Origin of the sequence: uncultured Rikenella sp., assembly GCF_947628055.1 — a bacterium.
GTDB lineage: Bacteria > Bacteroidota > Bacteroidia > Bacteroidales > Rikenellaceae > Rikenella.
On the sequence record NZ_CANQYJ010000016.1, the window covers coordinates 1 to 13,527 of the forward strand.

Consider the following 13,527-nt stretch of genomic DNA (forward strand, 5'->3'; position numbering starts at 1 on the left):
AACAGCCGAGAGCCATCGAGCTTGCTCGAATGGCCGAGGCGTCAGGAGGAAGGCGCAGCCAAACTTTTTGAGATGCTTGCGCATCTCTTGAGCCTGCCGGATACCCTTATCTTTGATTTGTCGGGGTGCGGGGAATCGGGCCGATTAGGTACAAGCCTCATTATATCGGCCCGATTCCTGCGCCCCGAACCAATGCAAAGAAAGAGGACTGCGGAGCGTAAGGAGTAGCGCAGCTATCTGAAAGTTTCTTTGGTTCTTTCTTTTCAAAGAAAGAACAGTCACTCACAGAACAGTGCTAATAAACCTACGGTTAATAAATAGTACGTCAGGCTGGCAGGGCCGGCGATCCGAAAGACCGCAACAACTAAAATGAAACGTAATAATTGTCTCGAGTTCTGTTTTACGGCCGCAGACCAGGCCCATTGACGCGGGAACCGGGCAATTAACCCTACACAGATAACAACGACATCTATCCAACCCACACAAATACAACCATACCATGAAAAAAACAATTCGCCTGTCGGGCATCGCTTCGTTGGCCTGCGCCGTTCTTGCGCTGGGATTGGCAGCCTGCTCGGCACCCGAAACGAAAAGCTGGAACGAAGGGATTCACGTGATTCCGGTACCCGAAAAGATGACACAAGACGAAGGGACATTCACCTTGAATCGCTCGACCTCCATAGCCTGCGCCGTTCCAGAATTCTCCTCGGCGACAGCTTATCTGGCCGCTAAAGTCAAAAGTTCCACAGGCTACGACCTGCCGCTGGTGCAGGCCGCGCCGTCAGACAACTACATTTATTTCGTGCGGGATACGACCATCGCCAATCCGGAAAGCTATACCCTGATTGCAACTCCGAAAGCGGTGACAATCGCCGCTTCGGCACCGGCAGGGGCATTCTATGGGATGCAGACACTGTTGCAGCTGCTCCCGGCCGAAATCGAAAGCCCGGCGATCGTCAAGGACGTCGTATGGTCGCTGCCGGCGGTGACGATCAAAGACAAACCCAGGTTCCGATACCGCGGAGTGCATTTCGACCCGGCCCGCCATTTCGCCGGAGTGGACTTTATCAAAAAGCAGATGGACGTGCTGGCGATGTTCAAGATCAATCGATTCCACTGGCACCTGACCGACGACCAGCTGTGGACGATCGAAATCAAGAAATATCCGGAGCTGACAGCGAAAGGAGCGACCCGTACCGAAGGAGACGGCTCGCAGTACGGCGGCTTCTACACACAGGAACAGATCAAAGAAGTGGTGGCTTATGCCGCGGAACGCTGTATCGACGTGATTCCGGAAATCGAGATGCCGGGACACGCTTTGGCAGCACTGGTGTCGCATCCGGAACTGTCGTGCACGGGAGGGCCGTTCGCGCAGCCGCGCATTATCTGGGGCGTAGAGCCCGACGTATTCTGTCCGGGGAAAGATACGACTTTCCGGTTTTTGGAAAATGTGCTGACCGAAGTGTTCGCACTCTTTCCCAGCGAGTATATCCATATCGGGGGCGACGAATGTCCGAAAGTGCGCTGGAAAGCGTGTCCGGACTGCCAGGCGCGGATCAAGGCCGAGGGATTGGATGTGAAAGCGCGCCGCCCGGGCGCGGACGGCAAAATGCACAGTCCGGAGGAGCTGTTGCAGAGCTATACCATCACACGGATGGAGAAGTTCGCCAATGAACACGGGAAGAAGATCATCGGTTGGGACGAGATATTGGAAGGCGGCCTGGCGCCGTCGGCCACGGTGATGAGCTGGCGCGGGGAATCCGGGGGGATCGCTGCGGCCAAACAGCAGCACGACGTGATTATGACGCCGAACAGTGCAGGTTTTTACCTCGACCACGTGCAGGGGGCTGCCGAAGTGGAACCGGCTTCGATCGGAGGATATTCGACCTTGGAAAAGGTGTACAGCTACAATCCGGTGCCGGACACGATGCCGGCCGAGATCGGGCGGCACATTATCGGGGTGCAGGGCAATCTGTGGTCGGAGTATATCCTTTCGGACGAACATCGCGAATATATGTACTATCCGCGTGTGCTGGCGCTCGCGGAACTGGACTGGTCGCGGAACGACAGGAAGGACTGGGCGGATTTCCAGCGGCGGTTGGTGAATGCACTGGTGCGGCTGGACTATCATAATATCACGTACCATATTCCGATGCCGGAAGGAACGCTGGTGGACGTGGTCGCGTTCACGGGCGATTCGGCGGCGGTGCCGTTCAGTAATACGCGGAACCTGCCGATGGTCTATACGCTGGATGGTTCGGAACCGACGGCGAAGTCTGCCGTTTATGCGGATACGCTGATGATCGGCGGGGATGAGCCGGTCGAGATCAAGATTGCGACGCTCTTGCCGCAGGGAAAACTGAGCCGGGTGCGGACGATCCGTGTCGAAAAGCAGGCTTTGAAACCGGCGACTCAGGCTGTGAAGGCGGATTCGGGTATCGTGATGCGTATGGCTCCGGGACTTTTCGTGACGGATGAGCAGATCGAGGGGGCGAAGTTCGGGGCGGATACGGTGGTGCGCTATTTCATGCGCGGCCGGGTGCCGGACAGTGGGGTGAGCGCCAATTCGCTGACGGTGTACGAAGGGTTCGTCGAACTGCCGGAAGACGGCGTATACGGCTTCGCGACGGACATGGACGAGTTGTGGATCGACGGCGAATTGCTGATCAAAAACGGACAGGAGTGCGCGAGCCGGTTCCAACGGCACAAAACGACGCGTGCGATGGCGGCGGGAAAGCATCCCTTCAAGCTGGTGTTCAACAACATGATCAAGCATGGCTGGCCGAACGACTGGAACGCGATTACGTTCTATGTGAAGGCTCCTTCTTCGGACAAATATGTAAGGGTGGCGCCGGAGCAACTCACGCACAAGGCGGAGTAAGGGTTTTGTACTGAATGCGGCGTGCCGTTCTTTTGAACGGCACGCTTATTTTTATCCCGGCGTTTTCTATTTTCGGTCTTGAAATGATAGAGTGTCCGGCATGGGGGTACTTCCAGCCCGGTTCGGGTGCCCAGCGGCACCAGGCCTTCGCCGGGGAGGCTCCGGTCTGACACGGGAAGATCACAGCCGACATTTTGGAAACGTTTGCAAGGGCCTCAAATGAATCGTTCGTTTAATAAAACGGGTCGCAGCCTGCGGGCGAAGCAACGAAGTTGCGGGCCTCCGCTGCAGGAGAGGCTGCGGCCCGCACGACCTGCAGTCGCAAATAGTACCGAAAAAACAGTAGGTTTATATTGCACCGTGCCGCCTGGTACCGTTCTTTCTTTGAAAAGAAAGAACCAAAGAAACTTTCAGATAGCTGCGCTACTCTTTAGGCTCCGCAGTCCTCTTGCATTGAGTTTGGTTCGGGTGCGGGAATCGGGCCGATGAGGTACGAATCTCATAATATCGGCCCGATTCCCCGCACCCCGACAAATCAAAGCCAAGGGTACCCGGCAGGCTAAAGAGATGCGTTAGCATCTCAGAAAGTTTTTCTGGTTCTCTTTGTTCACAAAGAGAACAGTTCACTCAAACCAGGTGCACAATTAAACCTACGGTTAATCTCAATGTTTTTCCCGATAAATAGGCCGGAAGCGCCTCATTCGACGGCCTGATGTCGCCGGGCACTCAGTTGGATTTTAACTACCCGGTAGCGAACAGCGCATTCCGAGAGGAATGCCGGCCTTGCGCGCTGGCGTCAAAGGCGGCCCTCTCCGGAGCGCGCGGGCCGACGAGGGTAAGGAAATGAAAACCCGCTTTCCGTGGCGGCGGGAGACAGCTTAAGTAGTCTGACCGTGCTCTCCCCATGTCGGCCACAGGTTGCAAATAAACCCGATGAAAACCTACGTGTAAGTCGAACTTCAGCGGCCAGACCGCTTTTCTGAAAACGAACAAAAACCGCATAGCCCGCAATGAGGCTATGCGGTTTTGTTTAAACCGTTTCGCTCCCGAGGCCGGATAAGAAACGTTCTATCCGGCGAGTCCGGAAAAAAACCGCTATTTTTTCATATTGTACTTGTTCATGGCCCTGTCCGGCCCCTCGGCCACAAAAGCAAGAGCCGCCGCCGCCGCCGTTTTCAGCACCTCAGGCAACCCGGCGGATTCCTCCGCCGTCCACTCGCCCAGCACATAGTCCACCTGCATCCCCCTCGGGAAATCGCCCCCGATACCGACCCGCAGCCGCGCATAGTTCGGCCCCCCCAGACACTCCGCAATGCTTTTGAGCCCGTTATGCCCCCCGTCCGAACCGTTCTTGCGGATGCGCAGGTGGCCGAACGGAAGTGCGATGTCGTCCACCACCACAAACACATTTTCCATCGGGATTTTCTCTTTCTGTATCCAATAGCGTACCGCCTTGCCGCTCAGGTTCATGTAAGTCGACGGTTTGAGCAGGAACACCTCCTGTCCCCGGTGCCGGATAGTCGTCACGGCACCGTATCGGTCCGCGCTGAAAGTCGCCCCCGCCCCCTGCGCCAGCGCATCGGCCACCTTGAAACCTATGTTGTGCCGCGTCTCGGCATATTCTGCGCCGATGTTGCCCAGTCCTACGATCAGGTATTTCATTTTGCCCGAATCCGTTAAAAAAAGTTTCCCGCTCCTCATCCGGCCCGAAAAGCCGCCGAAGAAGCAGGAAACAAAGTCAGGCGGAGAGGCCTTGAAAAACAAATGTCCACCCGGGCTCCCGCCTTGTCGGAAAAGAGGTTATTCCTTGGCCGTAGCCGCTTGCGCACCGCGGGCCGCACGCGTTATGCGCACCGCGCACACCGCCGTCGAAGCCGGCGTAAGGATAGCCAGCCCCGGAATATGCAAGTCGCCCACGAAGATCGACTTGCCCAGCCCCAGTTCCGTCACGTCCACTTCCACGGTGTCCGGCAGGTCTTTCACCAGCGCCGAGACGCGGAGTTTGCGTTTGCTGAGGATCAGTTTACCGCCGAGCTTCACTCCTTCCGAGTTCCCGGTCAGCACGACCGGCAGGTCGATAGCCACCGGTTTGTTTTCGTCCACGCGGTAGAAATCCACGTGAAGCACGTCGCCCGTCACCGGGTGATACTGCACTTCACGCATGACGCCCAGCTCTTTCTTGCCGTCGATATCGAAATTCACCAAGTAGGAATGCGGTGTGTAGATCAGTTGTTTGAATTCCGGGGCCGGAACCGAGAAGTGCACCGTCTCGCCTCCCCCGTAGATCACGCAGGGCACATTCCCCGCACGACGAACCACATTTGTGCTTTTTTTGCCGAATTCGGTACGCGGAGTACCTTTGATTTCCAGAGTTTTCATGCTTTGGTCAAGTTAGAAAAACGTTAATAAACCGGGTGCTACTCAGTCGGTCTCCGGCAATGAAGACCGCCCCCATCACACCCACTCTCTCCGGCCACCGTAGGCCGAAAGCGCCGCAAAGATACAAAAAATCTTCGATCTTACCGTTTTTGTTTATCCCGTGCGGAGAGCGAGCCGTCCCCCGGCCGGCTCATGGTCCCATACTGTGCTTATTCCGAAATAGTTACATCCGGATCGCCTAAAATGAAAATCGCGAGGTGCCGTTTCCAGCCAACCGATTCCCTGACCGCCGGCAAACCGGAAATCCTGTCAGAGCCGGGTCACCGTAGCCCCTGCTTTGGCATTGGCATTCTTCTCGATCTTCAGTACCACCGGATAAGGAGCATCGAGACTGTACGGACTCCGGTCGAGCGGGGTGTTCAGCGAACCGGCGGAGCGTCGGAACCGTTTGGTGACAAGAGTTTTGTCGCCGAACAAGACGGTTACGGGCTTGTCGAGGTCGATCATCGCGTCGTTCAGCCCGATCAGCACCACCGGCGAGTCGCTCGCCTCGATGCGGACGGTTTGTCCCTGAATGTCGGCCACGATCTTCGCTCCCGCCCGGCGATGCACCTCCGGCACACCGACCCAATAGAAATTGTCGCGCAGCACATCATCCTGCACCCAGACCACCCGCCGGGGGTAAGCATTGCGCGTAAACTGCGCCATCCACGGTATGGCGATCGTATCGCGCCGCAGCATCCAGTGGCCGCAATCCTCATAGATATGCGTGTCGTGGATATAGGTACCCTCCCCTTCGGCAATGGCCAGCCGGTCGAGCATCGTACTATACTGGCGCGCCAGCGAGTTGCGGTCGTAAGCTCCGTCCCGGCCGCCCATATAAATGGCGAACGGCAGGTTCCGCAGCGACTCCATGCGCGCGTCCCCCGGATGGCCCGCCATCATCGACGCGGCAGCCCAATGATCGGCCAGTCGCGGGGCGAGCTGGTAAAGTCCGTCGCCCCCGGCAGAGTAACCGAGAATATAGACCTTGTCCGGATTCACCCCCTCGAAAATCACAGCCGCAGCGATGGCTTTGCGCAGAAAATCGTCCATGTACTCCTGGTGCCACATATTCCAGCTGTCGGTAGGAGACCGAGGCACGAAATACAGACCTTCCGCCGGCCGGTAGAGCCGTTTCTGATTCTCCCACTGCTGGTCGTTGACTTCAGGCGGGGCCCCTCCGCCGCCGTGCAGCGAGATGTAGAGGCTGCGCCCGCCTTCGGGTACCGTTTTCGGGCCGTAAATCGTGTCCCAGAATTTCATCCGGTACTCTCCGTTGGTCAATTCGCGGTTTTTCCATTCGCCGGCCAGGGATTCGCGCAGCTGCGCCTTGCGCTGTTCGGTGATGGCTTCGGCCTGCGCCCTGGCAGCGGATTTGTTCAGCGCCTTTTCGGCGGCAGAGGCAGCGGAGACGAGGCCGCCCAGCAGCAGGCCGGCGGCTAAAGAGATGATTACCTGTCTGGTTTGCATAAGCATACGGGTTTTATCAGTTAGTCATGAAAAGCGTTGTACAAAGAAACTCATTTTTTGGCAGGAATTCTATGGAATCCGGCCGGCAGATCGCTATAAAATCGGAAAAACGGGAACAAAAGGCTGGAAAAGTTCACCGCGGTTTCGATATGGGACACCTCTTTGCCGAAGTAGGAAACCGAAGGCCGTCGCCCGTCCGTCGTCCGAAAAAGGGAACGACCCGACCGCAAGGAACAGTCCCCGCGCCTCTATCGGGAAAATGATCCATCGGGCCGCGATTTTTCGTATCTTTGTTTCTATGTTGAAGCTCGGGAAAATATCGCATTACATCAGGCCTTCGTTCTGGCTGTTCCTGCTGGTCGCCGCCCTTTTGTGGTACGGCGACAAATTAGGCGGACGCTATACGACGGAAGTCACCGTGCCGATCGAAATCCGCAACGACTTCTCGTCGAAACTCTGGATCGAACAGCCGCTCGGCGAGGTGAAATGCCGCGTCGAAGGGAACGGAGGCAAACTGATGGCCTACAAGATGAGACTGGGCGACCGGGCGGTGATCCCCATGTCGCAACTGACGATCGTGCCGGTGGCCGGCAGCGGGCGGCAGTTCCGGGTGGACGAGCGATCGCTCACAGGGGCGCTGGCTGTGGCGGTCAACGACCTGCGTATACACGAAATATTGGACACGGCTTTGATGATCAGCGTGTCGCCGGTCGAGATCCGGCGGATGCCCGTACGGAGCCGGATCGAGGTGGGGACGGCGCAGCAGTATAAGCCGGTGGGCGCGGTGGCATTCCGGCCGGACTCGGTGGACGTGCGGGGGCCCAAAGCGCTGCTGGACACGATGGAGGCGATCTTTACGCGGCCCAGACGCTACCAGGACGTGAAAGGTACCGTGGCGGGGCGGATCGACCTGGAACAGCGGGAGGGGGTGCTGCTGTCGGACAAACAGGTGGATTACCGGGCCGAAGTGGTGCCGTTCACGCAGCATACGCTGAAACTGCCGGTGAGGGTCGACAACTTGCCGGAGAGCTTGCAGGCCACGATCGTACCGTCGCGGGTGACGGTGGTGGTCAACGTGCCGCTCAGGGATTACGAGCGCATACGCGAAGAACGGCTGCATGCCTGCGTGGACTACGACCGCGTGAGGGAGGATCCGAGCGGGAAATGCGCGGTGCGGATCGATTCGCTACCGGCAGGCACGGAAGTGATGCGGATCGACCCGCAATTCGTGGAACCTTTTTTTACGAAACGGTGATGGGCCGGTTGCTGCGCGTGGGGCTGACCGGAGGGATCGGCAGCGGGAAGAGCACGGTGGCGCGGCTGCTGGGGATGATGGGGGCGGAAATCTACACGGCGGACGACCGGGCGAAGGCTTTGATGGCCGGGGATGCCGGGCTGAGGCGGAACATAGTCGGTTTGTTGGGGCCGGAAGCCTATTCGGCGGACGGCGGATCGCTGAACCGGGCGTATATCGCATCGCAGGTGTTCGGGGATTCGGATAAGTTGGCGGCCTTGAATGCGTTGGTGCACCCGGCGGTGGAACGGGATTTCGGGAGCTGGGCGGCGCGGTGGGACGGTGCAGCGCAGAGGCCGGCGTATGTGGTGGAAGAGGCGGCGGTGCTGATCGAGTCGGGCGGCTGGCAGCGGATGGACTGCGTGGTGGTCGTCACGGCTCCTTTAGAAGTGCGGCTCCGGCGGGTGATGCGGCGCGACGGTGCCTCGAGGGAGGCGGCCGAAAGACGGGTCCGGGCGCAAATGGACGAAAAAGTGCGGCTGGGTTATGCGGACTATCTCCTTGCTGCGGACGAAAAACGGCTGCTGATCCCGCAGGCGGTACGGCTGCACGAGGCTTTGTGCCGCGCGGCAGAGCGGATTCGGGATATTTTACCTACATTTGCGGACGAATCGTCGAACAGGTAGATTTCTTAAACAATTTATAATTACGATATGGAATTAAAGGAGATTTTGGCAATATCGGGCGCGCCGGGGCTGTTCAAATATGTGGCTCAGGGCAAGGGCGGCATTATTGTCGAATCGTTGGCCGACGGCCGCCGCACGATGGTGGGAGGCTCGACCAAGGTGAGCGCTCTGGGCGACATTGCGGTGTTCACGGCTTCTGCGGAGGTGCCGCTGGGCGATGTGCTTCAGTCGATACACGACAAGTATGCCGGCAAGCCGGTGGAACTGCCTTCCAAAACTTCGCAGGAGGAGCTGCGGACATTCATGCTGTCGGTTCTGCCGGATTACGATGCCGAGCGGGTGCATAACTCGGACATCCGGAAGATCGGCCAATGGTACAATGCGCTGGTGGCAGCGGGGATGACTTCGTTCAAGGCTGCCGAGGAAGACGGGGAGGCTGATACTGCTGCGGGCGAGACTGCCGCTGTTGCGGGAGAAAAACCGAAAAAGAAAGCTCCGGCAAAGAAGACGACCGCCTCTGCGAATGCTGCCGCCAAACGGGTGCCGAAAGCGGAAAGCCGCTCGAAAGCTCCGGCGGCAAAGAGTACGACGGCGCGAAAAGCACAGGCGCGAAAAGCACAGTAGTCTTGTTGCAGACTGTATTTCATCAGGCTCTTTTTTCCATCGCGGGAGGAAGGGCCTTCTTTTTGCGAATGGGCACGCGGGTCTGCAACGGCCCGGGCTATCGGTCGGGACTATGCTGCCAGGACGGGGGCGGGATCCCGCCGGCTCGGGAAAAACTTCCGCACCGGGCGGTCGGAAATGCCGGCCGGGAGGGAACCCGGCTTGGCCGTATCGGAAAAAACGTTATCTTTGTCCTCGGCAAATGCAGGCCCGGAATCCGTTGCGGGCCGACGTCCCCGGAATCATTTTTTGAAAACTGAAACATTATGCGTGGGATAAAGAGGATTTATCTGGCAGCGGCGACCGTTGCGGCAGTGGCGGCGGGTGCCTGGTCGTGCGCCGGGGAAGCGCCGGATATTGCAAAGGGGTTGGCGCGGCAATCGTTCGAGGCCTGGGTGGCCAAGTATGCCCCTGAGGCGTATGCCAATCCGTACAAAGACATCTATATCGAGTATATCGAGCGGGGGCCGGCGGATGCGGCCGTACCGGTGCCGGATTATACGTGGCTGACCGTCAACTATACGGGGAAGACATTAGACGGCTCGGTATTCGTCACCCGCGTGGATTCGATCTCGCGGCGGGTGGGACAATTTGCCTACACGACGCATTACAGCGACGATTTCCTGCAATTCTCATCCACTTCGTCCAAACTGTGCGACGGGCTCAAACAGGCATTTGAACGCATGCGGGCGGGTGACTCGGTCCGGGTCTATATCCCGTCCGACAAGGGTTATGCTTATGCGATGGATATCAATGCCGGATATGCGGGGGAACAGGGGGTGACTTATACGCATCTGCCGGTCGTATTCGAGATACGGCTCGATGCGGTGACTACGCAGCCGTTCATCTGGGAGCGGGACTCGGTGCAGCGTTACGCGGAGCTGCGCTGGGCGGGATCGGACTATTCGCATGATACGATAGGGATGTACATGCGGATCGTCAAACAGAATCCGGCGGGAGATCCCATCTCGAAGGATTCGATGGTGTATGTCTATTACGAAGAATATTTCATGGACGGTTTTCTGGCGGCTACCAATATCGACACGGTGGCGAGGAAATGGAATGTCTACGACAGCGGGAACGAGGCGGGGTATGAGGCGCTGGCTGTGCAGCCGTCGTCGGGGGAAAATGCTACGGTGAACAAGGTGCTTTACATTGCGGCGCCGATGATGCGCAAAGGAGAGGTGGCGGAGGTGGTCACGGTGTCGACCTGGGCGCACGGAGATGCGGGCGATGCTTCGAGCACTCCGGAGATTCTGCCGTATCAGCCGATGAGGTACAAGATCTATATCACCGATGGCGATCGGTCGGAGAGCGATACGGAATAGAAGAGCTAAACTGATTCGGATGCCTGCAGGCGGATTCAGAAAATAATGAAGATTGCGGGGCGTTTGTCGATGGCAGGCGCCCCGTTCTTTTTCCAGGCAGCGATGCTCTGCGAACGGATGTACTGTCCGGGTTCCAGCAGGTCGCAGGCTACGCAGAGCCTGGTTTGCGGGGCGCAGGCGGTGAGGAGGTCGTCGAAAAGTTTCCGGTTCCGGTACGGGGCTTCGATGAATATCTGGCTTTGCCCTTCGGTGTGGGCCCGATGCTCGAAATGGCGGATGGCCTTGACCCGTTCCATAGGTTTGACGGGCAGGTATCCGTTGAAGGCGAAAGACTGACCGTTCGCTCCGGAAGCCATCAGGGCGAGGGTGAGGGAGCTGGGGCCGACTAAGGGTACGATTTCCACGCCTCGGCGGTGTGCTGCGGCCACGAGCAAAGCGCCCGGATCGGCGATGCAAGGCAGTCCGGCTTCGGACATCACTCCGATGTTCTTATCTTCTTTCAGCAGCGGGTCGAGCAGGGTTTCCACTTCTTCCGGCGGCGTGTGTTCATTGAGTTCGGCGAAGGTCAGCTCGTCGATAGCGCGGCCGATGCCGCTACGGGCGAGAAAACGGCGGGCCGTGCGTATATTCTCTACGACAAAGTGGTCGATGCGGTCGATTATGGCCCGGTTGCCGGCTGGCAGGGCGGTGTCCCACGAGGCTGTTTCGCCTATAGGGGTCGGTATCAGATACAGTTTTCCCATTGCTGGCATAAAGGTACGGTAAATTATTGGGTTTCCGCCAGCAGACGGGCTGTCTGCGGGCTCGGAAATCCAAAGTCTGTTAAAATACGGTGAATTTTTAGTTGTTTCGATTGACAGAATTGCCGGCTTCTGCGGTGCGCTCGGCACACGCACCAGGTTGTAATTACCTTAAATAAAACAGTGTAACCCCTAAAAAATCCCCAATGGGGCCGCGCACCGGGGTTGCGGCAGCCAAAGAAAAGCGGTTATCTCCATACGGAGATAACCGCTTCATATACAAAACAGACCAACCGTCCCGGTCAAACACTTCAACTAACGACGCCCGCAGCCAGCCTACCTACCCCACACCGACAAAATCTCCACAGGGATGCCTGCCGCACGATACTCCCCTCCCGCAAAAACGGTCAATATGCAAAACTGCTCCCCCCCAGAAACTCCCGAAGAATCGAAGTCGGCGGCAGCTCCCGATCCGAGATTTCCACGAAATAATCCAGGAACTTCAAAAGCCGCAGCGCCTCCGCATACTCCGGCGTGTTGGCCGGCACCCGCGCCAGCAGCGGCTGCGCATAATGTTTGAGGATGGATATTTCAAAGAACAGCGCCGTGTTGACCATCACATCCGCCATCTCCTGGTACGGGAAAATATACTTGTCCTCCCCACGCCTGACACTCGCCCAGCCCTTCAGCGTATCGAACGCCGAACGCCCCCGGTACTTACTGTCCCGCACGATACGCCGCAGCAACCGGTTGTCCGTGGTCGAAATCACGCTCATATTGTCCAACGACAGCGTCGTCAGCGCCGAAGCGTAAATCTTGTACTTCAAACGATCCTCTACATGCGGCGTCAGCCCCGGATTCAGCCCATGAATCCCCTCTACGATCAGAATACCCCTGTCGCTCAGCTGCAACGTCGTCCCGTCGTAATAGCGCTTCCCGTCCGTGAAGCGGAACTTCGGCATTTCCACCCGTTCCCCCGCGAACAGCCGGTTCAGATCCGCATTGAATGTATCCACATCCACCGCTCCCAGCGACTCGAAATCGTAATCTCCGTTTTCGTCCCGCGGCGTATGTTCGCGGTCCACGAAATAATCGTCCAGCGAAATCGTCTCCGGCTCCAGCCCCAGCACCTGCAATTGGATGGAAAGCCGCTTCGCCAGCGTGGTTTTCCCGCTCGAAGACGGCCCCGCCACGAACACGATTCTGACCCCGCTCTTGGTATGCCGTTCGAGAATGGTGTCGGCGATCCGCGCCAACGTCTTTTCCTGCAGCGCCTCCCCGACCTTGATCATCTGGCTCGCGTCTCCCGCCAGCACCCGCGAGTTGAGCGATCCCACGTCCGAAATGCGCAGAATGTCCGCCCACTCCTTATTTTGCTGGAACACCGAGAACAGTTTCGGTTCCAAGCGCATCGGCTCCACCCTCGAGCAGTCGTCGCGCCGCGGCATCTGCAACACGAAACCGCCCCCGAATGCCTGCAAATCGAACACTTTCAGAAATCCCGTGGAAATGACCATCGCGCCGTAAAAATAGCCTGGCAAACCGCCCAGATTATAGACCGTGATGAAATGTTGCGGCCGTGTCTCCAGCAGGGCCAGTTTATCCTCATATCCATGCCCGTGATAGAGCTTCTCTACATCCGACATCAGCAGCTTTTCCCTGACGATCGGCAGGTTCAGTTCCACCAGCGTACCCATCCGCTTCTTGATGGCTCCCACCTGTTCCGCCCCGATCGGCCCTGCGCCGTCGATTTCGCAATAGTATCCCCTTGCCGCCGTATAAAGCACTCTCAGCCGGGCTTCCGGATAGAGATCGGTCACTGCCTTGTGGAGCAGGAAAAAGAGCGACCGGGCATAGACCCGCATCCCGTCCGACGAGGTCAGTTCGACGTACCGCAGACTTTTGGGCGAATAAATCCGTGTGTTGAGTTCTTTCATCCGGTTGTCGGCAAAACAGGCGATCACCGGCGATCCGGTTCGCAGGGCCAGCATCTCCAGCACTTGTTCCAGTGTGGAGCCTTCGCTTACATAGAGGGTCGAGTCGTTATTTTCGCAATATATCTGAATCGGTTTCGCTGTCATAGTTTCTATTGGTCTTATGCAAA

Annotated in this window: 10 protein-coding genes; 5 read left to right on the plus strand and 5 right to left on the minus strand. The window is 57.8% G+C overall.

Features of this window, described 5'->3' with window-relative positions:
• Positions 1–499: 499 nt before the first annotated feature.
• Positions 500–2,881: a family 20 glycosylhydrolase gene (locus Q0Z93_RS02745; protein ID WP_298062317.1), complete on the plus strand. Its 2,382-nt coding sequence runs from the start codon at positions 500–502 to the stop codon at positions 2,879–2,881.
• Between the two features lie 1,095 nt (positions 2,882–3,976).
• Here the strand turns inward: Q0Z93_RS02745 and pth are convergent.
• From pth to Q0Z93_RS02760, 3 genes are all read right to left on the minus strand, one after another.
• The gene (gene pth, locus Q0Z93_RS02750; RefSeq protein WP_298062319.1) at positions 3,977–4,543 is read right to left on the minus strand and encodes an aminoacyl-tRNA hydrolase; all 567 of its coding nucleotides are present in this window, start codon (positions 4,541–4,543) and stop codon (positions 3,977–3,979) included.
• A 138-nt stretch (positions 4,544–4,681) separates the two neighbouring features.
• Positions 4,682–5,260, minus strand: a complete 579-nt coding sequence (locus Q0Z93_RS02755) for a 50S ribosomal protein L25/general stress protein Ctc (protein WP_298062321.1) — start codon at positions 5,258–5,260, stop codon at positions 4,682–4,684.
• A gap of 309 nt (positions 5,261–5,569) precedes the next feature.
• Positions 5,570–6,772, minus strand: a complete 1,203-nt coding sequence (locus tag Q0Z93_RS02760; RefSeq protein ID WP_298062323.1) for an alpha/beta hydrolase — start codon at positions 6,770–6,772, stop codon at positions 5,570–5,572.
• 298 nt (positions 6,773–7,070) lie between these two features.
• Here Q0Z93_RS02760 and Q0Z93_RS02765 point away from each other — a divergent pair, with 298 nt between their 5' ends.
• From Q0Z93_RS02765 to Q0Z93_RS02780, 4 genes are all read left to right on the plus strand, one after another.
• Positions 7,071–8,027: a hypothetical protein gene (locus Q0Z93_RS02765; protein WP_298062325.1), complete on the plus strand. Its 957-nt coding sequence runs from the start codon at positions 7,071–7,073 to the stop codon at positions 8,025–8,027.
• Positions 8,027–8,692 carry a dephospho-CoA kinase gene (gene coaE / locus Q0Z93_RS02770; RefSeq protein ID WP_298062327.1) on the plus strand — a complete coding sequence of 222 codons (666 nt, stop codon included), beginning with the start codon at positions 8,027–8,029 and terminating at the stop codon, positions 8,690–8,692. The genes Q0Z93_RS02765 and coaE overlap by 1 nt, the downstream gene beginning before the upstream one ends.
• Before the next feature lie 27 nt (positions 8,693–8,719).
• On the plus strand, positions 8,720–9,316 hold the full coding sequence (locus tag Q0Z93_RS10120) for a DUF5606 domain-containing protein (RefSeq protein ID WP_363291396.1): 597 nt from the start codon (positions 8,720–8,722) through the stop codon (positions 9,314–9,316).
• A 305-nt stretch (positions 9,317–9,621) separates the two neighbouring features.
• On the plus strand, positions 9,622–10,683 hold the full coding sequence (locus tag Q0Z93_RS02780; protein ID WP_298062329.1) for an FKBP-type peptidyl-prolyl cis-trans isomerase: 1,062 nt from the start codon (positions 9,622–9,624) through the stop codon (positions 10,681–10,683).
• A gap of 35 nt (positions 10,684–10,718) precedes the next feature.
• Here the strand turns inward: Q0Z93_RS02780 and Q0Z93_RS02785 are convergent, their stop codons facing one another.
• Complete coding sequence (locus Q0Z93_RS02785; RefSeq protein ID WP_298062331.1) at positions 10,719–11,435, minus strand: SAM-dependent methyltransferase; 717 nt, start codon at positions 11,433–11,435, stop codon at positions 10,719–10,721.
• 395 nt (positions 11,436–11,830) lie between these two features.
• Entirely contained in the window at positions 11,831–13,504 is a 1,674-nt protein-coding gene (locus Q0Z93_RS02790; protein ID WP_298062333.1) for a nucleoside kinase, read from the minus strand.
• Between the last annotated feature and the right edge of the window lie 23 nt (positions 13,505–13,527).

What these genes read in the sequence shown, in the direction of transcription:
- Q0Z93_RS02760 (WP_298062323.1), bottom strand. Translation starts at nt 6,772, where the DNA reads ATGCAAACCAGACAGGTAATCATCTCTTTAGCCGCCGGCCTGCTGCTG.
- Q0Z93_RS02765 (WP_298062325.1), top strand. Translation starts at nt 7,071, where the DNA reads ATGTTGAAGCTCGGGAAAATATCGCATTACATCAGGCCTTCGTTCTGG.
- Q0Z93_RS02785 (WP_298062331.1), bottom strand. Translation starts at nt 11,435, where the DNA reads ATGCCAGCAATGGGAAAACTGTATCTGATACCGACCCCTATAGGCGAA.
- pth (WP_298062319.1), bottom strand. Translation starts at nt 4,543, where the DNA reads ATGAAATACCTGATCGTAGGACTGGGCAACATCGGCGCAGAATATGCC.
- Q0Z93_RS10120 (WP_363291396.1), top strand. Translation starts at nt 8,720, where the DNA reads ATGGAATTAAAGGAGATTTTGGCAATATCGGGCGCGCCGGGGCTGTTC.
- Q0Z93_RS02790 (WP_298062333.1), bottom strand. Translation starts at nt 13,504, where the DNA reads ATGACAGCGAAACCGATTCAGATATATTGCGAAAATAACGACTCGACC.
- coaE (WP_298062327.1), top strand. Translation starts at nt 8,027, where the DNA reads ATGGGCCGGTTGCTGCGCGTGGGGCTGACCGGAGGGATCGGCAGCGGG.
- Q0Z93_RS02745 (WP_298062317.1), top strand. Translation starts at nt 500, where the DNA reads ATGAAAAAAACAATTCGCCTGTCGGGCATCGCTTCGTTGGCCTGCGCC.
- Q0Z93_RS02780 (WP_298062329.1), top strand. Translation starts at nt 9,622, where the DNA reads ATGCGTGGGATAAAGAGGATTTATCTGGCAGCGGCGACCGTTGCGGCA.
- Q0Z93_RS02755 (WP_298062321.1), bottom strand. Translation starts at nt 5,260, where the DNA reads ATGAAAACTCTGGAAATCAAAGGTACTCCGCGTACCGAATTCGGCAAA.